The 19,916-nt window shown below is 44.8% G+C and carries 16 protein-coding genes and 2 pseudogenes; 7 read left to right on the forward strand and 11 right to left on the reverse strand.

What is annotated here, in order from left to right; translation table 11 throughout:
- Positions 1–122 precede the first annotated feature (122 nt).
- Positions 123–473, forward strand: coding sequence for a hypothetical protein (locus QWZ05_RS21700; protein WP_290300661.1), 351 nt, complete (start codon positions 123–125; stop codon positions 471–473).
- Positions 474–535: 62 nt separating this feature from the next.
- Here the strand turns inward: QWZ05_RS21700 and QWZ05_RS21705 are convergent, their stop codons facing one another.
- The 7 genes from QWZ05_RS21705 to hinT all read right to left on the reverse strand — a co-directional run bounded on the left by QWZ05_RS21705 (position 536) and on the right by hinT (position 6,721).
- On the reverse strand, positions 536–1,825 hold the full coding sequence (locus QWZ05_RS21705; RefSeq protein WP_264875235.1) for an NAD(P)/FAD-dependent oxidoreductase: 1,290 nt from the start codon (positions 1,823–1,825) through the stop codon (positions 536–538).
- A 372-nt stretch (positions 1,826–2,197) separates the two neighbouring features.
- Positions 2,198–2,737: an alpha/beta hydrolase YcfP gene (gene ycfP, locus QWZ05_RS21710; protein WP_264875234.1), complete on the reverse strand. Its 540-nt coding sequence runs from the start codon at positions 2,735–2,737 to the stop codon at positions 2,198–2,200.
- Between the two features lie 201 nt (positions 2,738–2,938).
- Positions 2,939–3,799, reverse strand: a complete 861-nt coding sequence (locus QWZ05_RS21715; protein WP_290300664.1) for a phosphotransferase — start codon at positions 3,797–3,799, stop codon at positions 2,939–2,941.
- Between the two features lie 85 nt (positions 3,800–3,884).
- The gene (gene lpoB / locus QWZ05_RS21720; protein WP_264875232.1) at positions 3,885–4,475 is read right to left on the reverse strand and encodes a penicillin-binding protein activator LpoB; all 591 of its coding nucleotides are present in this window, start codon (positions 4,473–4,475) and stop codon (positions 3,885–3,887) included.
- Positions 4,476–4,518: 43 nt separating this feature from the next.
- Positions 4,519–4,902 carry a YcfL family putative periplasmic lipoprotein gene (locus QWZ05_RS21725; RefSeq protein ID WP_264875231.1) on the reverse strand — a complete coding sequence of 128 codons (384 nt, stop codon included), beginning with the start codon at positions 4,900–4,902 and terminating at the stop codon, positions 4,519–4,521.
- Complete coding sequence (locus QWZ05_RS21730) at positions 4,902–6,305, reverse strand: COG3014 family protein (protein ID WP_290300861.1); 1,404 nt, start codon at positions 6,303–6,305, stop codon at positions 4,902–4,904. The genes QWZ05_RS21725 and QWZ05_RS21730 overlap by 1 nt, the downstream gene beginning before the upstream one ends.
- A gap of 65 nt (positions 6,306–6,370) precedes the next feature.
- Positions 6,371–6,721 (reverse strand): purine nucleoside phosphoramidase, encoded by a 351-nt coding sequence (gene hinT / locus QWZ05_RS21735; RefSeq protein ID WP_264875230.1) that lies wholly within the window; start codon positions 6,719–6,721, stop codon positions 6,371–6,373.
- A gap of 256 nt (positions 6,722–6,977) precedes the next feature.
- On the opposite strand from hinT, the pseudogene QWZ05_RS22410 reads away from it, so the two are divergent.
- From QWZ05_RS22410 to QWZ05_RS21745, 3 genes and pseudogenes are all read left to right on the forward strand, one after another.
- Positions 6,978–7,301 (forward strand): annotated as a pseudogene (locus QWZ05_RS22410) (CHASE3 domain-containing protein); the annotation flags it as partial.
- 30 nt (positions 7,302–7,331) lie between these two features.
- Positions 7,332–8,969, forward strand: a pseudogene (locus QWZ05_RS21740) (methyl-accepting chemotaxis protein); the annotation flags it as partial.
- 293 nt (positions 8,970–9,262) lie between these two features.
- Positions 9,263–10,432 (forward strand): DUF1887 family protein, encoded by a 1,170-nt coding sequence (locus tag QWZ05_RS21745; RefSeq protein WP_264875228.1) that lies wholly within the window; start codon positions 9,263–9,265, stop codon positions 10,430–10,432.
- Between the two features lie 112 nt (positions 10,433–10,544).
- On the opposite strand, the gene fadR is transcribed toward QWZ05_RS21745, so the two are convergent.
- Complete coding sequence (gene fadR, locus QWZ05_RS21750) at positions 10,545–11,384, reverse strand: fatty acid metabolism transcriptional regulator FadR (RefSeq protein ID WP_264875227.1); 840 nt, start codon at positions 11,382–11,384, stop codon at positions 10,545–10,547.
- 675 nt (positions 11,385–12,059) lie between these two features.
- Between fadR and nhaB the strand changes: the two genes are divergently transcribed.
- Together nhaB and dsbB are read left to right on the forward strand one after the other, a co-directional pair.
- Positions 12,060–13,652: a Na(+)/H(+) antiporter NhaB gene (nhaB, locus tag QWZ05_RS21755; RefSeq protein ID WP_290300668.1), complete on the forward strand. Its 1,593-nt coding sequence runs from the start codon at positions 12,060–12,062 to the stop codon at positions 13,650–13,652.
- A gap of 77 nt (positions 13,653–13,729) precedes the next feature.
- Positions 13,730–14,260: a disulfide bond formation protein DsbB gene (gene dsbB / locus QWZ05_RS21760; protein ID WP_264875225.1), complete on the forward strand. Its 531-nt coding sequence runs from the start codon at positions 13,730–13,732 to the stop codon at positions 14,258–14,260.
- A gap of 83 nt (positions 14,261–14,343) precedes the next feature.
- On the opposite strand, the gene QWZ05_RS21765 is transcribed toward dsbB, so the two are convergent.
- Entirely contained in the window at positions 14,344–17,358 is a 3,015-nt protein-coding gene (locus QWZ05_RS21765; RefSeq protein WP_290300670.1) for a DNA translocase FtsK, read from the reverse strand.
- A 156-nt stretch (positions 17,359–17,514) separates the two neighbouring features.
- On the reverse strand, positions 17,515–18,009 hold the full coding sequence (gene lrp / locus QWZ05_RS21770; RefSeq protein WP_290300672.1) for a leucine-responsive transcriptional regulator Lrp: 495 nt from the start codon (positions 18,007–18,009) through the stop codon (positions 17,515–17,517).
- 154 nt (positions 18,010–18,163) lie between these two features.
- Between lrp and ald the strand changes: the two genes are divergently transcribed.
- Positions 18,164–19,288, forward strand: a complete 1,125-nt coding sequence (ald, locus tag QWZ05_RS21775) for an alanine dehydrogenase (protein ID WP_264875221.1) — start codon at positions 18,164–18,166, stop codon at positions 19,286–19,288.
- 133 nt (positions 19,289–19,421) lie between these two features.
- On the opposite strand, the gene yfbV is transcribed toward ald, so the two are convergent.
- Positions 19,422–19,874, reverse strand: a complete 453-nt coding sequence (gene yfbV, locus QWZ05_RS21780; protein WP_264875220.1) for a terminus macrodomain insulation protein YfbV — start codon at positions 19,872–19,874, stop codon at positions 19,422–19,424.
- Positions 19,875–19,916 lie beyond the last annotated feature (42 nt).

A 19,916-nucleotide genomic window follows, 5' to 3' on the forward strand; every position in this document is an offset into this window, starting at 1 on the left:
CCAAATGTTACTGCATGTAATTTTTGCCACAAGTTTTTCACATACAGGTCGATATAATAGTTAGCGAGACCATAGCCGAATGTTTAGGCTTTAACCGCGTGGTCGCTATTTAGGAGGGAGTCGTGAATCCTGTTCAATCTAATTCTACCAACGCTTATCTGGCTCAACAGAACGCGGCAGCGCCAAAGTCAGATTCTTCTGCTACTAAGCAAGAGCAGGCGACACAAAGCTCAACTCATGGGCAGCAAGACAAAGTGACGCTGTCCAATGAGTCGGTACAACTGTCACAACAAGCACCAAAAGACGCCGAAATGAAGGAAGAAAAAGGCGGCAGCGTAGAGGCATTTGCTTACGGCGCTCTCGGTATGGATCACCCAGATGTGGTCAAAGAGCAGAACGACCCTTCTTATACTGCCGGGCAATATATTTCCGCAGCGGCAACGATTGGTGGGCTTATCTTGATGCTGGCGTAAACACCATAAATAACAAAACCGCTCGAAAAAGCGGCTTTGTCTGTTCAGTATATGACTTAGTATTAGTGCAACTTAAGATTTGGACGCAATACTCGGTTGATACGCCCCACCAGCATCATAAGGCCTGTTTTCATCACGCCATGCAGCGCCATTTGGTGCATGCGGTAGAGTGAAATATAGACAACGCGAGCGATGCGCCCTTCAACCATCATTGAGCCTTTGGTTAAGTTACCCATCAAGCTACCTACGGTAGAAAAACGACTCAGAGAAACTAAAGAGCCGTGGTCTTGATACTCATACGCTTTAAGCTCGCGACCATTCATTTGCGCAACGATGTTTTTATACGCTTGTGAAGCCATTTGATGAGCCGCTTGTGCGCGAGGTGGTACAAATGAACCGTCTGCTTGAGTGCACTGCGCAAGATCACCGATCACAAAAATACTGTCGTCTCGTGTGGTTTGAAGCGTGTCTTTCACCACAAGCTGATTAATACGGTTGGTTTCTAGGCCAGCAATCTCTTTCATGAAATCTGGCGCTTTGATACCTGCAGCCCAAACCATGATTTGAGCTGGAATTTTCTCACCGTCTTTGGTGGTCAAGCCATCTTTGTCAGCCTGTGTCACCATTGTCGCTGTGCGAACATTGACACCGAGTTTCGTCAGCTCACTGTGGGCTGCTGATGAAATGCGTGGTGGCAGTGCAGGTAGAATACGCTCACCCGCTTCAACGAGGTTTACATTCAGTTTGCTTGAGTCTAGGTCGCCAAATCCGTATGTACGTAATTCTTTTACAGCATTATGTAACTCAGCAGATAATTCCACACCCGTTGCACCCGCACCGACAATAGCGATATCAACAGTGCCTTGACCATTGTTCGCGTGTAGCTTCAAGAACTCATTGTTCATCTCAGTACGGAAGCGATGCGCCTGCTCTGGGCTATCTAGGAAGATACAGTTGTCACGAACACCGGGAGTGTTAAAGTCATTCGACGTCGAGCCAATCGCAAGCACTAACACGTCATAGGCGATAGTACGGCTTGGCATTAACAACTCACCCTGCTCATCTTTAAGCTCGCTTAGAGTAATAAACTTCTGCTCGCGATCGATGTTTTCAAGGCTACCCATTTGGAAATCAAAACCGTGGTTTTTAGCGTGAGCGCGATAGCTTAGAGCATCAACACCCTCATCCAGAGACCCAGTGGCTACCTCGTGTAACAAAGGCTTCCATAGATGACTGGCTTTTCTATCAACCAGTGTTACTTTCGCTTTGTCTTTACGACCTAGTGTACGACCTAATTTGGTAGCGAGCTCCAGTCCCCCTGCGCCGCCACCGACAACTACAATACTAGTCACAATACACTTCCTCTTAATTTTTTTACTTCAAAATTTTCATCGACAGACAGGCTCTATCGACTCGAAACTGGTTATTCCCTTAGCCTAAAGCTGTGAGCATGTTAAGCGGTGCTCATCTAAGTTCTGACTTTACGCTGCCGTTTCCTGAGACAGTCTTAATGGCATTATTGTATGCCTTATTCAACTTTTATTGATATTTATCAATTTTTTTTAGTTTCGGTCATTATATAGGGCTTGGCCCAACGCGCAAGGGAAACGCGGAAGAATTTCATTATTATTTTTACGGTTTTGTAAATTTATTACTCGTAATGCTAACAAAAAAAGCGATGCTACAAGAGCATCGCTTTTCTAAATGATTCCACATGACATAAGCTAGGCTTGTTTAAAGGCCTTCATAGCTTGCAAGTGCTGAGAGATCTTTTTGAATTTATGAGTCTGGGTATCATCCCAAGTCACTTGATAGTATGGCTCTAATTCAGCAGCACTCTTTGAGTTATCGTGAATCTCATCTTCTTTTGATAAGACTACCATGCAGCGCAATTTGTTCTTTTCACGGAATTTCTCTACGCATTTGGTGGCAATATCTTCATACTCTTCAGGGCGGTCAATACGCCCTTGCATGGTTTTCTCAGGATGTAGATTCGGATTAAACATCACCTGTTTGATTCCACACAAGAATCCGATACGTTCAGACCAGTATGCCCCCAAGCCAACACCACAAATCAGCGCGTTCTTGTCCCCAGATTGCTCGATTACTTTAGAGACTTCTTTGAGAAGGTGTTGCATATCATGTTTAGGATGAAGTGTGCTGTAGTTGATGAAGCGAACATCTTCATCGATAAACTGCAGCTGAAGTACTTTTTCATGGTTACCAGGGCTTGTTGAATCAAAACCATGCAAATAAATAATCATAAGGCATTCCCTTGTTCTTGCTCATTGAGCCTACTTGAAAGCGTGACTCTTAAAACGGTATTTCAGCATTTCATTTCCCTCAATCTACCATGATTACTAGGGTTTAAAATGAATTGTGAATGAAATTGTGCTACTTGATTATCAAAAAGTGATCTCTTTATCACAAATGATAGAGGGTGACTCAAAAATAACCATTTAAACTTACGCAGTTAATTGAGCAATCAACGCCAACGCGGAATCCCTATACAAGGGTTGCTGATAGTGTTGATGAGCAAGCAGATACCAGAGTATAGCCATGTACCTCGAGTGATTAAGCCATGCTTGCACGCCACAGTGATAACTCTGCATTTCGCTTCGAGTTAACCCGCGGTTGCTTAAGTAGCGTTCAACCACAGAGTAGGAAACTTCACCTACCATATCCAGCGCCATTGCAAGATCTAAACGCGGATCGGCAATAGCCGCATATTCCCAATCGATGACTTTGAGCCCCTCTTGCGCTTGCACGATGTTGTGAACACCGAAATCAAGGTGGCACAGTGCCGGCTCGACAACAGGCAGAACGGGTTGATGTTGATACTTTAGGTTCAGCTCTCGCAAAGCCTGTGAATGATACTTCGGGTCTAGCTGCTGCCAATAGTGTTCGATACGTTGCTCGTAATCAAACGAGGCTAACTTATGCCCTTGCGGTAACTTTGTTTTATGAATGGTCGACAATAAGTCGACCAACTGATTCACTCTGACTGTGCTATTGCTGTCTGTGACTTCCCCTTCTAACCAGGACACTAATAAACCCCGTGACGTACAGTCGATTGCTTTAGGAGCCCAACTAACCTCATCGAGAAGTTTCAGTACTTGAAATTCTTGTTTCCTGGTTAAACCAAACACATCTAGAATTAGTGAGTTCGGACGCCAAACATACTGATTATCACTTGAGTCCTTTAACTTCCAACATCGATTGGTTAAACCACCACTTAACGGAGATGCTTCAACAAAGGTGGTTTCCAATCTTGAAGCTAATGCCTTGAGGTTCACATCAACGGCGGGGTTTTGATTTCGATTCATTCTCATCACTTGATGACGGGTGATTGCTAGATTGACAGCAAAAAAAAGCTGCACATTCTGTGCAGCTTCTTGTCACTTTCAGCGATTATAGCCCTAAGAAACTTTTTGATTCTTGCTTACGAATCTCTGTTTCATCGGCCCACTCGATGAGACCCGTTTCTAAATCCATTAAACGCATCGTCATTTTGTAGTAAACGTCTTTATCATTGCCCGCTTGCTTATTGATGCTCGATAAATTGCCATACAACATGTATTGCGCGCCGACCATTTTACCAAATTGAATCGCTGTACTTTGATTGACAAGCTCATCATTGTTTTGGAAGTTTAGCTGTTCACGAACAGATTCAACACGGTCCATATCAACAAAGCGGAACTTACCAGAATTCAGCATTTTCGTCGCGATACTATCAGTGATAGATTCGGTATCGATGTGTTCTGGCGTTTTATTCTTGATGCGCTCAACGAATACAATCGGGCGTTCTTCACGCGTAATTGCCGCTACAGAACCTGACATGAGCATGCTATCCACCATCTCACCCACGATGGTTTGAAGATCCGTTGAACCAAAATCAATGGTCGTTGTTTCAACTGCTTGAGCATCGCCATAGCTGACTTTATTTGAACAGCCACCGAGAATAACGGCTAGGCCGAGCATAGCAATTACACTTTTTTTCATCTTACTTTCCTACTTATAAAATTGAGCGTCGCTGTCACGATGCTTAGTCTGCTTGTCTAATTTGAACACGGAACTGACGACCGTTTGGATTCACTGTCACTTCGGAAATCGTTACGATCTCTTCACCACGCACCACAATCTGCTTCCACGGAGCCAACTTGGTGTTGACCTCTAAACCTTGATCGTCATACCAGTAGAAGCGGTATTGAATATTTTGATCGCCTTTATAAAAGCTTTCCAACGTCACCACACCACGTGTGCGCCCATCAACTTCTGTGGTGATGATATCATTCACTTGTAATCGTTGACCTAAAACATTGTCACCAAAAATGACATTCTGTTGTTTGCTGTCGATTCTCAAACCAGCGGTGGGGGTTGTACACCCTGCCAGAATAACCAACATCAATGCGACCCATACTTTTTTCATCACAAATTACCTAACTGCTTATGCCAGACGACTGGCTGATTTCCATGACGAGAAGCCCATACTAGGACTGTTCTTCCTGCCTCTACTGTAAATGGATACTCGACGCCATCCACTCGTACTGTTTGTTTACCCGCCGGAACGCGTAATTCACTCCCCACCACATATTGTGGTAAAGACTGCCATGAACGTGTATCAGGCTGTTCTGTCACTGCATTCCACACACTGAACAGAGCGTTGCCAACATCATCGTCACCCGCGGTTCTTTTGCGGATACGGTCTTTTAGCCAAACGCGTATCGCTTGGCGAGTTACAACGCCAAGAATCTCTTCAGACAGCGCTTGCTGCGCCATCGCGTCTACATCCACCAACAAATCATTAGAACTTGAAAATCCGTTGACCATCAGTGGCGGCCATGACTGTTGAGTTTGCCCAGTATAGTATGGGAGTGCGATAGAATAGATCGCTAAGTTATCTCGACTGTCATAGATGGGTAAATCTAGTCGCCATCCCTTCATTGCTTCGACGACACCGCGTTCTTCTAGCACAATGACTCGAGCTTGGCCTTTTGCCAACGTTGGTGTTTGTCCGTATTTCTGCTCTAATAGCTCAAGATCTTGGCGCATGCCTAAACGCTGCGCCACACGCCTTGCACCGTCAATAATCGCTTGGTTGTTAGGCATTACTGCCAACGCGCGTCGATAATCGACATAAGCACTGTTAAGATCTCTTTCTGCTTCGTACAAAAGCGCAGACAGATAAAAGAGATAGCCGTTTTGTACCGCTTGCAGTTTCTTTCCCGCATTTGGGTAACGTGACAATACGCTGCCTAAATTAGGTTGAATCCCCTGCGATTTAAGCTCACTTTCCGCTGACTTTAAGCTTTTTTCACGCTTCTGTTTCGCCGCTTCTTGAACTTGATTAGCACGACGGACTTCAACTAATGCGCCCTCTAAGTCATTGCTATAAATATAGTTGAGACCCAGATAAAGATGAAGAAACCCGAGTTCGTAATCGCGAGGATGGTAATCGGTAAGATTGTCATTAACGGCAAGCGCACCGGCACTAGATAAGCTATCTGAGACAGAAATAACTGGTTTATCTTGCCACTGACGAACTTGTGTGTCCGAACGTTGCAGCGATGTAAAGGCAAGGTCAGGCTGTTGATTAAGAAATGAGACGCGACCCAGTTCAAATCCACCCAGCATCGTTTGATCGGCACGACTTTCTATCGATTTTTGTGCGGCACTGTAGTCGCCCTTGACCAGTGCATTTCGTGCAGGCTGATTGGCCACGGAATAGTGACTGAATAGATTACTCACTGACAAGTTACTACAAGCAACCAAACCGACCGTTGCTAACAGCAATACCGCTTTGCGAGAGTATGATTTCAATGAAAGCCTCATGAATAGAAAACACATAAGCGCTGCATGCAGCGCTTAACTTTTATCTTAGCTCATCAATCGCTATTTTAGCTCATTAATAGCGGTCCTAGTGGACGACCACCAACAAGGTGCATATGAATATGATATACCTCTTGGCCACCATGAGAATTGCAGTTCATTATCAAACGGAAACCGTCTTCTGCAATCCCTTCCTCTTTGGCGATTTTCTTAGCCACGGTAAACAAGCGTCCCATCACTAACTCATCGTCAGCTTGGATATCGTTAACCGTCGGAATCAATTTATTAGGGATGATCAAAACGTGAACAGGAGCACGAGGGGTGATATCTCTAAAAGCTGTAACCAAATCATCTTGGTAAACGATGTCCGATGGAATCTCTTTACGAATGATCTTACTAAAAATGGTTTCTTCAGCCATGGGAGCTCCTTGAAATTGATAGATTTAATCGCCGTTGAGTATGCGCTATCTCCCTTGAAAGCACAATATGAACCCGCTCAATGACTCATTTATCAACATTGATATGAAAATGGATGAAATATTTGTATAGCTCGTCAAAAACTGTGCGCCCTCTCCGGTTTAAACTAAGGCAAATTTTGATATACCAAAAAACTATTCAAGATTTCTATTTTTCAGCCGTTTTGGTTGATATACGTTGTTATACATGGAGAGAAAAATGAAAGGTTCGGTTATACGCCGTATGTATGCCGGTTTTACTGTCATTATCGTTTTGTTTGTTATTTCGACTTACATGATGATCAGTGGCATGAACCAAATCCATACCAACTTCAAGTCTGTTTCTGATGTTGCCCTACCATTGGTATCCCAATCCAATGAAACATCGGTTCGTCTACTATCTGCAGATAAATCATTTAAGGACTATCTCACAACCGAAAATCCAGACCGCATGGCAGAAGCGCGTGAGCAATTTAACCAAGCGCGTGAAGAGTTTAATCAGTCATTCCAAGATTTATCCGCAATCAGTGGCAACAACGCTCAGCTGTCTCAGCAAATCAAACAGCTACAAGAGATAGAAGCGCGTTACTTCACTGAAGCGAATTCGGCCATGGACAATTACGTTGCCATGTTTGCTGCTCAAGAAACAGTTCAAGAATCTACACGCAGATTCCAGCGCCTGCATACAGAACTAGGCGTAGGTATGAAAGAGTATGTCGATGATGCGGAAAGTGCTTCTGTAAAGTTTCTCGCAAAAAGTTACTTCTTGAGATTACGTGACGCAGAAGTGATCACTTCTGATGCATTAGCAAGCAACGATATCAACTTCGTACTTGAGGCGGTCAAAGCAAATAAAAAAGCAGTGACGCATCTTAACGACTCTTTTAATGGCCTTGCGAGTCAGATGCCTCGTCTGAAGAACAATTTCGGTAGTTCGGTTGATACATTTACACGCGATATCGGCCAAAAAGGCGGCGTGCTTGATCAACATAACCAGTATCTACAATCACGCTTTGCACTGTATGAAAACATCGCCAATTTGGCGGCCGATATTGACTCTGCAATGGCTGTACTAGAGTCATTCAGTGCCGAGGCATCTTCGGGCCTTGATGCATCTCTTGTTGAAGCAGGTAACGTTTACGACCAGGGTGTCATTCGCAGTATTGGTTCACTCGTTCTGGTCGTATTGATGGCAACGGCGATTGGTTACCACATTGCAAACAGCGTGCGCGAGCCACTGACACGTATCCTGAAATCTCTTGAGAGCCTAACTAAAGGCGACCTAACCAATCGCATTGAGATTCGTTATAATAATGAGTTTAGCCGTGTCAGCGGACACATCAACTCATTAGCCGACAACTTGCACGACATTCTTCAACGTCTAAACAGTGCATCCGATGAACTGACACAAACGGCTTCAAGTAACGAAAATACATCAAACAGTGCGAAAACAAGCCTTAACACTCAACGTGAGCAAACATCCAGTGTGGCGACCGCAATGACGGAGATGTCACATTCGGTGCAAGAAGTCGCGAATAGTGCGCAAAACTCTCTGACCATGGTAAAAGAAGTCGAAACCGCTTCTGACTCTGGCCGCAAGATCATGAGTGAAAACATCAGCACGATTAATCAACTTGAGACGCGTTTGAACGACTCTGTTGATGCGGTAGGCGAATTGCAAAAGATGAGTAGCCAAATCGGGTCTATCCTTGATGTCATTCGTAATATTGCCGAGCAAACTAACCTCCTTGCGCTGAACGCGGCGATTGAGGCAGCGCGCGCAGGCGAACAAGGCCGTGGCTTTGCCGTTGTTGCTGATGAAGTCAGAGTACTTGCGCAACGTACAACGGAATCAACCACAGAGATCGAGAATATGATCAGCAACCTACAGAGCAGTTCATCGTCAGCTAGCTCTGTGATTGAAAGCTGTATGAGCGATATGGAGCGCTCAGTACAACAAGCTTCAAGTGCAAACAGTGCGATGGAAGAGATTCAGGCGCTGATCTTAGAAATCAGTCAAATGAGCTCTTACATCTCACAAGCAGCCGGAGAGCAGAGTCAGACGACTGCGGGTATTGCTCAAAACATCGAAGAGATCAACGCGATTGCCGATGAAAGCTTCCAAGCGATGTCGCAGATTGCACAAACCAGTGTCAATCTAACACGCCTTGCAGAGACACAAAGCGAACTCGTACACCGCTTCAAACTCTAAGCAACATGAGCAAATAACACGTAACAAGTGTTTATTTTGTGCAAACAACGTAAAAGGGTAGTCATCTTTGATAGCTACCCTTGTTTTTTTATCTTCACGCCTTTATATCTCTTATTAGTATTCGTTATGTTTTTCGACCAGTGGTGCTGCTCTGGACAATGCAAACCATTGGCAAAAATGAATGATATGTGCAGGAGAGTTCCCCAAGACAACCTTACCACTCGCATATCATCGTTTTTACATCTAACGAACGCTTATAATCAATACGCCGTTTTATAATAACGAGGATAATTATGGCAATTCATGTTGGGATCATTGACCAAGACCCTATCCGTCTGGTCACCCCATTACTTGATGACCGAAGCGTAGGTCGTCACATCATTTTTATTGGCGATAAAAGCCAAGAAACGATGTTTCAACGCTTAACAAGCGTGTTGGCTAAACGTGAGATAACTACTGAGTTTTACCCTATCCCTGAAGTGACCAACTCTTCTCTCATTAAACAGTCTGTCACTCAGTTGGCTGAAACTCTGAAACAGCGAGGCGAAGATGTAAAGCTGAACGCTAGCTGTGGCTTAAGACATCGACTGCTTTCCGTTTATGAAGTATTCCGCTCTTATCGCTGGCCAATTTTTGTCGTCGAGCCAAATAGCGATACTCTATGCTGGCTCTACCCAGATGGGAAGAATGACGCACAAGTTCAAGACCATATAACGATCTCGGACTACCTAACCATTTTTGGCGCGCGAGCAGAGTTCAATGACTATGAGCTTCCCCCTACACTGGATCAAAAACTTTATCAGTTAGGTGAAAAGTGGGCGAGCAATGCGCTTGAACTTGGGCCTGGCCTTGCGACACTGAATTACCTTGCGACCACCTGTCGTAAAGAGCAATGCCTTGATGTGGAGCTATCAGAGAAACAACAAGGCTATCGCGAGCTCAATATGCTGCTTGATGATCTTGTCGAAGCAAAAATCGCGAGTTATGAGAAAGGCGTTCTGACTTTCGTCAGTGAAGATGCTCGTCGTTTTTCCAATGGTGAGTGGCTAGAAACCTTAGTCCATAGTACCGTTAAACAGATCCAAGATACGATGCCAACCATTCAAGATCGCTCTTTAAACGTTCAAGTCTATCGCCAGTTAGGTGAACGTGAAGTGCGAAACGAGCTCGATGTCGCTTCGGTGGTGAACAACAAACTGCACATCATTGAATGTAAAACCAAAGGCATGCGTGATGACGGCGATGATACGCTATATAAACTAGAGTCACTTAAAGACCTCCTAGGTGGCTTACAAGCACGAGCGATGCTCGTTAGCTTCCGCCCTCTGCGTTATAACGACATTACCCGAGCAGAAGATTTAGGTTTAGCACTGATTGGGCCTGACGAGCTAAAAGACCTACGCACCCACCTAACCCAATGGTTTAAAGGTGCTGGTGGCGTTGATGCTCAGATAAATGGCTAACAGTAGTAAGTAACTAGTCACCATTGTGCTTGAGCACAAATGAAAAGACCCCGCACATTCAGAGCGGGGTCTTTTTGTAATCTCATTAAACTACGTAAATTCTGGGTGATTGCTACGCGTCATCTTCAGTGAAATCAGATGGCAGTGTCTTTTTCATCTGATTCCAGATAAGGCTACTCTCAATACCATATTTACGCACGACATTTGGAATCTCTTCACGCTGGCCACTTTCACAGATTTCTAGAAGCTTCTTGTAGAAGTTAAGCGCTAAATCACGCGCCTCAGGATTAGAGAAATAGTAACTTCCCACACGGTCATAAAGCTTGCGTAAGCCATTAAAAATCAGTCCGTAGATTTGGTTGCCAGAGTGGAATGCTAGACGCTGGAACAGCATGTAGTCATAAAAATTAAAAGTACGAGCGACAAGCGATGCCTGACGGCGCTCAGCGTTTCGATCACCATCGTCTTTAACTTCTTGTTTAATTTTATCCGCATACGGTGAGGCTTCTAAGAAACTATCCCACGATTCAGCAGCAAGCAGGCTTTCACAAGACTCAATAATGCTGGTAATCGTACGCTCAGAATTCTCTTTGTTTGCTTTGAATGCATAACGCATGAAGATAGGACTGATGTTGGTGCGAGCAGCTAACAGGTCTTCAACGATAGACGTCGCATTATCTGCATCGAGTGTCATCAACGTATCCAAAATATGCAAACCCGATGTTTCCATAAATTGGTTCACTTTCGTTGGTTTACCATGTTGAATCGTCAACCAACCATCGCGAGCTAGGCGCTGTAATACTTCACGCAAAGTGGTTCGGGTCACACCGATCAGCTCAGACAGTTCACGTTCTGCGGGTAAGATAGAACCTGGGGGAAATCGACCATTCCAGATACTTTCAATTATATATTTCTCTGCAAATCCCGCAGGGCTTTTTGCCTTGATTACCATTAAGCTCGATCCAATTCATTTATTACATTTCGACTCATCATACCACTAGTTCAGTTGATGCGAAAACAAAGTCTTAAGAATCTTTCAACACCCTAACAATTAGAGTTTACACTCTAATTACATCCCCCGTAATCCTCAAATAAAAGCCTGGTTAGAAACTATATCAAGATGTGAAAACTAATGAACACTATCACCAATGAAACCCATCTATTTGTCATACTAAAAAACAAATTAACATGGCAACAATTGGGAAAATACACCATATAAAATCATCTTTTTAAGCCTTTATTCATAAGATCAATTAAAATTACCCAAAAGAACAATTTTGCAATATTACATTGTTAATTTAAATGCTATTCACCCCTTATGAACTAGTTTACATTCTCTCGCTCGCCTGCAAACAAAAGCGGATTAAGCCCTTCTCTGGCATCAATCTCGTGGCTTGGATCGCGTTTCAACAAAAAACGCCTACCCATACATGAGTAAATTGTTAAAAAATCGTTGACTAAAATATTAGTCTCGGTAAAGTTGCGGGCGAATTTATCTCTCACTCGAATGACGTAGGGAGTGACTTGGCAAGACCACAAAAGCTCAACTGTTGTTTTTCTAAGTCACTGTTTAGAAAAGAATTCATGTGATTTTCCAGTCTATTCAAACAACATAAGAGTATTTCCCATGCCAATGACGCTTGGAAACGCGTTTATTAAGAATTTCCTTGGTAAAGCGCCCGATTGGTACAAAGTTGCCATAGTTGCATTTTTAATCATAAACCCGATTGTTTTCTTTTTTGTTAATCCTTTTGTAGCCGGCTGGCTACTTGTTGCTGAATTTATATTTACCCTTGCGATGGCACTCAAATGCTACCCGCTTCAGCCCGGTGGTCTTTTAGCTATCCAAGCGATTATGATCGGCATGACGAGTCCTGAGCAGGTGTATCATGAGATTCAAATGAACCTTCCTGTGCTTCTATTGTTGGTTTTCATGGTCGCCGGCATTTACTTCATGAAAGAACTGCTGCTCTTTATCTTTACCAAAATCCTGTTGGGCATCCGTTCTAAAGTGCTTCTCTCTGTTGCCTTCTGCTTCGCTGCGGCTTTCCTTTCTGCTTTCCTTGATGCCTTAACGGTTATTGCCGTTATTATCAGTGTAGCCGTTGGCTTTTACGCGATATATCACAAGGTGGTTTCAGGGAAGGGTTCTACTGCCCAGCATGACCATACTCAAGATGATCAGTTGAATGAGCTTACCCGCGAGGACCTAGAAGACTACCGTGCCTTCCTTCGTTCATTGTTAATGCACGCCGGTGTGGGGACAGCGCTTGGTGGTGTAACCACTATGGTAGGTGAACCTCAAAACTTAGTGATTGCAAGCCAAGCAGGCTGGGATTTCGGTGAGTTCATCATGCGTATGCTACCCGTGACGCTGCCTGTCTTTTTCTGCGGCATCGCAACTTGCGTTATCGTCGAAAAGCTAAAGATTTTCGGCTATGGCTCACAGCTACCCGACAATGTTCGTCAGATATTGGTAGATTTTGATAACGAGCAAAAGCAAAAGCGCACCAAGCAAGATGTGGCAAAGCTCTGGATTCAGGGTGCAATTGCAGTTTGGTTGATTTTGGGTCTAGCACTTCACGTGGCAGAAGTTGGCTTGATTGGTCTTTCGGTGATCATACTAGCGACCGCGTTTACCGGCGTAATTGAAGAGCACTCTATGGGTAAAGCTTTTGAGGAGGCACTGCCTTTCACTGCCCTACTCGCAGTCTTCTTCTCTATTGTGGCAGTGATTATTGATCAAGAACTGTTTGCCCCTATCATTGACACCGTTCTCCATATCGAAGATAGCGGCACACAGCTAGCGCTGTTCTATGTTGCCAATGGTATTCTCTCGATGGTTTCCGACAACGTATTTGTAGGTACGGTTTATATTAATGAAGTGAAAACGGCGTTAGTGGAAGGTGTGATTAACCGAGATCAGTTTGATCTCCTAGCGGTTGCAATCAACACAGGTACAAACTTACCTTCGGTTGCGACTCCAAATGGCCAAGCCGCATTTTTATTCCTACTGACCTCGGCACTTGCACCTCTGATCCGCCTATCATACGGACGCATGGTTATTATGGCTCTGCCATACACGATTGTATTAGCGATTGTCGGCTTCATTGGCATCATCTTCTTCTTAGAGCCAATGACTGCACATTTTTACGATATTGGTTGGATTACCCACCACTCGGGTGAGATTTCAGACGCTGCTATGTCTCACGGACATTAATTTTTCATTGCGTTAGAAACTTATACACGTTAAAAAGCTCTGAGTATTCAGAGCTTTTTTATTTACAAGGATTTAGTGTGCGCTTTCTGTATTCTCTGCAAACCTTTTCGAAGAGTCGTTTTTCTTGGCTTTTGCTGTTTTTTATCATCATTGGCTTTGAAGCAACCGCGCTCTATTTTGAGCACGTCATGTTACTCGCGCCCTGTGTAATGTGTATCTATGAGCGAGTAGCAATGCTTGCTGTCGCGGGGGCAGCTCTGTTTGGCGCAATTGCACCTAAAAATCCGGTTATCCGTTGGATAGGCCTTATCGGTTGGGGTTTTGGCTCATACAAAGGTTTAGCGCTTTCTCTGGAACACGTTGACTATCAATTTAACCCTTCACCATTCAAGACCTGTGACTTGTTCGTCAACTTCCCTGACTGGGCACCACTCCACAAATGGGTTCCTTGGATGTTTGAAGCGTATGGTGACTGCAGTAAGGTCGTATGGGAGTTCCTATCACTCTCTATGCCTCAATGGCTTGTCGTTATCTTCGCCGGAAATCTCGTCGCACTGCTGTTCATTGTTATTTCGCAGTTCGTCAGCAAACCTCGCATGTTTAGCTAGAAAAACCGAAGGCATGAAACAAAAAAACGCAGATGGATAAAACCCATCTGCGTTTTTTATTACGTAACGTTTAGATACTTAGGCTAGTTCATATCCCTATTCGGTGCGGGAGCCAGTACTTCACGGTTACCATTATGCCCTGGTGCACTTACAATGCCCTGAGCTTCGAGTTGCTCAACAATGCGTGCGGCACGGTTATAACCAATCTTAAAGCGTCTTTGAACGCCTGATACTGAGCCTCGTCTTGATTGAACCACGTGCTCGACAACTTGGTCAAACAATGGGTCCGTATCTTCATCCGCTTCAGCAGTCTCACCCGGAAGTAGCGCATCTGGCCCTTGATCCCCATTGGTGATCTCATCAATGTAATTCGGTTTACCGCGGGCTTTCCAGTTATTCACAACAGCATGAACATCATCATCTGAGGCAAACGCACCGTGAACACGTACAGTGTGGCTCGAGCCTGGCGGTAGATACAACATATCACCCATACCGAGAAGTGATTCAGCGCCACCTTGATCAAGAATGGTACGTGAATCGGTCTTCGTTGATACGGTAAATGCCACACGTGTTGGGATGTTGGCTTTAATCAAGCCTGTAATAACATCAACGGATGGACGCTGAGTCGCCAAGATAAGGTGGACACCCGCAGCACGCGCCTTCTGCGCAAGACGAGCAATCAGCTCTTCAACTTTTTTACCCACTACCATCATGAGGTCAGCGAACTCATCGACGATAACGACAATGTATGGCAACTTCTCAAGCAATGGAGGCTCTGCATCCATGCTATCACCTGCTTGCCAAAGTGGATCATGAATAGGATGTCCTGCCTCTGCAGCCATCTTCAATTTATCGTTAAAGCCCTTAATATTACGTACGCCCAATGCTGACATCAGCTTATATCGTCGTTCCATTTCTCCAACACACCAACGAAGCGCGTTAGAGGCGTCTTTCATGTCAGTAACCACTTCTGATAATAGGTGTGGAATGCCTTCATAAACCGACAGTTCGAGCATTTTCGGGTCAATCATGATAAAGCGGACATCTTCCGGAGTTGCTTTGTACAGCATACTCAAGATCATGACGTTGACACCTACCGACTTACCCGAACCGGTTGTACCCGCAACGAGAACGTGTGGCATTTTCGACAGGTCAGCTATCACCGCTTCACCCGCAATATCTTGGCCTAGTACAACAGTGGTGGGTGATTTAGCTTCGATAAACTGCTGGCTACCTACAACATCAGAGAAAAACACCGTCTGGCGACTCATATTTGGCAATTCAAGACCAACGTATGGCTTACCTGGGATAACCTCAACCACACGAACCGCCATGGCCGATAGAGAGCGCGCTAAGTCCATGGAGAGGCCTGAGATACGGCTCACTTTAACGCCCGGAGCAAGATCAAGCTCAAAACGGGTAATCACCGGGCCGGGGAAAATATCGACGACTTCAGCTTGAATCTTATAGTCAGCTAGCTTGGATTCAACCAAACGCGCAATCCCTTCTAGGGCTTCACGATCAATAAAGCTTTCACGCTTTTCTGGGTGATAAAGCAACTCTAAGGTTGGCATTGGCTCTTCTGGTACAGGAAGGTTTACATCGTTTTGTACCAAGAATGGGTTTTGCTGTGCTGCAACATTCGTTTGTGCTTCTTTTATCAAAGATTGGAAAGCCGCCACGTCTTGGTCTTGGCTCTGATCGATTTCTTCAAACTCACCCTCTTGAGCAGACTCATCCGCCCAAGGTAGATCACTTATTTGAACCTCGCTTTCATCAGGTTCAACCGATGACGACTCGACGTCAGCGTCCGACATCATCGGCACTGGTGTATCCACATCTTCGTCAATATCAATACTGGAGAAGCTTGGTTGACGATCATCAACCTCATCATCCATCGAATCATCCATCACAAAGTCTGCTGAGAGCTCAGGCTCTATTGTTGAGCTTGCTGCGGGAGCTGACGTAGCAGATGGCTCTGAAGTGAGTTCTTCAACCAGAGGCTGAACAAATTCAGTTATCGGTGCATCAGGGGCACTAACAACCGATGGCTGCAAATCTTCTGATGCTAAGTCGTCATGCGCTAACGCATCTTGCTCTAGCTCTGCAATTGTCGCACCCAATTCAATCGTTCTCGGCGTATCTTGGTTTTCAGTCACTTGAACTTCCGAGCTCTCGGCTTGATGTGAAGCAGAGAAATTTGCATGCTCTTCTATGATCACAGGAATCGATGGCGCGACTGGATCTGGCTTAGCAGGGGTGACTGCCTGTTCTGGCATATGGATGTTGTAACGGCGACCAGATTCAGCTTTGTCAGAGGCTTGTTCTAGTAATGGATCGGATTCCACGTTAGCACTAAACGAGAGTTCTGAAGCTGGATCATGCTGATCACCCGCAATCTGTACTGGCTCATCATCTTGCAAGGTCGGTTTGTAAACCGTGCTCTTTTCACCTCGAACTTTAGACAACATTGCTTGGCACGCCAAAATCGCACGCTCACCCAACCATTCAACGATGGTCAGCCAAGATAAACCTGTCAATAAGGTAAAGCCTGCGCCCCACAAAAACAGTAATACGAGCGTGGTACCCAGCACATTAAGCATCGGTAAGGATAAGCTGGTCAGCACGTCTCCAATGACGCCACCCGATGAAAAATACCAAATATCATCAAAGTTAATGTCCGCAAGGCCACAGCTCGTCAAAATGAGAGCCACCAGCCCCATCAATTTTGTGCCCCACATGACAAAGTCGATCTCTTCATCTTCATCACGTACACGTAAAGACAACCAAGAAACGGCCGCGATAATAAATGGCAGAGTGTAGGCCAAGATGCCAAAAGTAAAAAACATGGTATCGGCAAGCCAAGCACCTAAGCGGCCACCAGAATTTTGAACTTTGGCGTCCCAACTGGTTTGTGACCATGAGGGATCGGCAGCGTTAAAGGTAAAAAGGGATATGGCGAGAAAGACCGAGCCCAGAATAAAGAGAATAAGCCCGGCTTCACGCAAACGTTGAAGCCCCGATAGCTTACGCTTCGGGTTATCTTGGCCAGTTTTGACGATGGTTTTCACTGTTTTTATTTTGTTCTGCATGAACATGATGATTCTTTTCGGCGAGTCAATACTCAGTATTGACTCAGCTAGTCCTTAGTCTAAAAACAAACTGAGCGGCCTAATGCCGCTCAGAAAGATTTAAACACAATGCCCTAAAAAACCCAATGAATTAACATCAGAAAATCAGGGCAGTGCTAGTTTTTAGCGAGTTTTGATAACAAGCTGATTCGATTGTTTGACTTCTTCCATCACCACATAAGTACGTGTGTCATTCACACCCGGTAGACGAAGTAACGTGTCGCCCAATAACTTACGGTAAGCGCTCATGTCAGACACTCGCGTTTTGAGAAGATAGTCAAAATCACCAGACACTAAATGACACTCTTGAATGTCATCAAGCTTTTGCACCGCCGTGTTGAACTGCTCAAACACATCTGGCGCACCTCGATTAAGGGTGATTTCTACGAAAACGAGTAGCGAAGTATCTAAGAACTGCGGGTTGAGAAGAGCCGTATAGCCCGTAATGTAACCCTGACGTTCTAGACGGCGTACACGCTCTAGACACGGTGTAGGAGAAAGGCCTACACGCTTTGATAACTCAACATTTGAGATTCGACCATCTTTTTGTAACTCGTTCAGAATGTTACGGTCGATACGATCTAAATCCTTGGACGGCTTCTTGTAATTATCTGCCATTTTATTCCACCTTATTACTTCCTTGCAAAAATTTATACTACAACTTCTTAATATTTAGCATCAAATTCTACTAATATCTTCCTATACTAGCAATTAATTCGACAATTTTACCCTACATATAGTCGTTAAAACCATAAAATAATGAGGAGTCAGGATGATCATTGGCGTACCTAAAGAAATCAAAAACCACGAATACCGCGTAGGTATGATCCCTGCTAGTGTGCGAGAGCTTATCTCACACGGTCACCAAGTGTTTGTAGAAACCCAAGCCGGTGCTGGCATCGGGTTCTCAGATGAAGATTACATCTCTGTAGGCGCATCCATTCTTCCTACTGCTGCTGAGGTGTTTGCCTCGGCAGATATGATCGTTAAGGTAAAAGAGCCTCAAGCGGTCGAGCGAGCTATGCTTCGCGAAGGGCAAATATTATTTACTTATTTGCACCTAGCACCAGATTTTCCACAAACTGATGAGCTAATCAAGAGCAAAGCTGTCTGTATTGCCTACGAGACTGTAACAGATAATATGGGTCGCTTGCCACTATTAGCGCCAATGTCTGAAGTTGCCGGTCGAATGTCTATTCAAGCAGGGGCACTCACACTGGAAAAATCCCATGGTGGTAGAGGCTTACTATTAGGTGGAGTACCAGGCGTTGAGCCAGCTAAAGTGGTGGTTATCGGCGGTGGTGTTGTCGGTGCGAACGCTGCTCGTATGGCGGTTGGCCTGCGTGCTGATGTCACCATTTTAGATCGCAACATCGATACCCTTCGTCGACTAGATGAAGAGTTCCAAGGTCGAGCTAAAGTTGTTTATTCAACTACAGATGCGATTGAAAAGCATGTGCTTGAAGCCGATTTGGTGATTGGTGCAGTACTGATCCCTGGTGCCGCCGCGCCAAAACTTGTGACCAAAGAGATGATCAGCAAAATGAAACCAGGTGCTGCTGTCGTTGATGTCGCGATTGACCAAGGTGGCTGTTTCGAAACCTCTAAGGCGACAACACACGCTGACCCAACTTACATTGTTGATGAAGTTGTCCACTATTGTGTTGCGAATATGCCAGGTGCCGTTGCTCGTACGTCAACGTTCGCTTTGAACAATGCCACCCTACCCTATATCGTTAGCCTCGCGAACAAGGGTTATCGCGAAGCACTGCTTTCAGACAACGGCTTCCTAGAAGGTTTAAATGTTATTCATGGTAAAGTGACGTGCAAAGAGGTCGCGGAGTCTTTCGACCTTGAATACGTTGAAGCCGAAACGGCGATTACTATGTTCAGCTAACCATTCACGAACCAACGTTGATCATTTGCTCACTGCAAGTATCAAATAGCAAAGCGCCCATCATTGAGATGGGCGCTTTTTTACGTTCTATGTGTCAGAGACTAACTATCTATTAGGTAATAACCCGGGGAAGTTAAAACCAACGCTCAAGAGCGTTTTTGTCTAACTGACGAAATGCTCGGTTAAGCACTTTAGCCAACTCTTTATAGCGTGGCTGACTTTTCATTGGCTCTAGCGCAAAACCGCTATCAACGATTTTCTGATGAATCTCTCTATACCAAGCGGCTAATGAAGGAGGCAGTTGCGTATTCGCTCGATGTCCTAACCACCACATGCCTTGTAAAGGAAGGCTGATTGCAAACAGCGCTACAACGATAGCTTGTGGCATCGCGTCTGCATTCTGAAACGCCATCTGCGTCAACACACTAATCGCAGCCACAGCGGGCATCACTTTAACCGCAAACTTGGTTGCCTTAATGACACGCGCTTCAGGAAAAAGCAGATTGAGCTCCTTTTTCATCGGCCAAATGTCCATGTAGCTTTGTCCATCTTTCATGCTATGGATAAATCCTACTTGTCTACTCATGACACCTCCCCAGTACCCTTTCGCTATCTTTCTTAAAAAAAA

The sequence above is a fragment of the Vibrio agarivorans genome (assembly GCF_030409635.1).
In the GTDB taxonomy this organism is placed as follows: Bacteria; Pseudomonadota; Gammaproteobacteria; order Enterobacterales; family Vibrionaceae; genus Vibrio; species Vibrio agarivorans.

Coding starts and splice junctions, on each gene's coding strand:
- ycfP (WP_264875234.1), bottom strand. CDS start 2,737: ATGATTATTTATTTGCATGGTTTTGATTCAACAAGCCCTGGTAACCAT.
- QWZ05_RS21715 (WP_290300664.1), bottom strand. CDS start 3,799: ATGAATCGAAATCAAAACCCCGCCGTTGATGTGAACCTCAAGGCATTA.
- lpoB (WP_264875232.1), bottom strand. CDS start 4,475: ATGAAAAAAAGTGTAATTGCTATGCTCGGCCTAGCCGTTATTCTCGGT.
- QWZ05_RS21725 (WP_264875231.1), bottom strand. CDS start 4,902: ATGAAAAAAGTATGGGTCGCATTGATGTTGGTTATTCTGGCAGGGTGT.
- QWZ05_RS21730 (WP_290300861.1), bottom strand. CDS start 6,305: ATGAGGCTTTCATTGAAATCATACTCTCGCAAAGCGGTATTGCTGTTA.
- hinT (WP_264875230.1), bottom strand. CDS start 6,721: ATGGCTGAAGAAACCATTTTTAGTAAGATCATTCGTAAAGAGATTCCA.
- QWZ05_RS21745 (WP_264875228.1), top strand. CDS start 9,263: ATGGCAATTCATGTTGGGATCATTGACCAAGACCCTATCCGTCTGGTC.
- fadR (WP_264875227.1), bottom strand. CDS start 11,384: ATGGTAATCAAGGCAAAAAGCCCTGCGGGATTTGCAGAGAAATATATA.
- nhaB (WP_290300668.1), top strand. CDS start 12,060: ATGCCAATGACGCTTGGAAACGCGTTTATTAAGAATTTCCTTGGTAAA.
- QWZ05_RS21765 (WP_290300670.1), bottom strand. CDS start 17,358: ATGTTCATGCAGAACAAAATAAAAACAGTGAAAACCATCGTCAAAACT.
- lrp (WP_290300672.1), bottom strand. CDS start 18,009: ATGGCAGATAATTACAAGAAGCCGTCCAAGGATTTAGATCGTATCGAC.
- ald (WP_264875221.1), top strand. CDS start 18,164: ATGATCATTGGCGTACCTAAAGAAATCAAAAACCACGAATACCGCGTA.
- yfbV (WP_264875220.1), bottom strand. CDS start 19,874: ATGAGTAGACAAGTAGGATTTATCCATAGCATGAAAGATGGACAAAGC.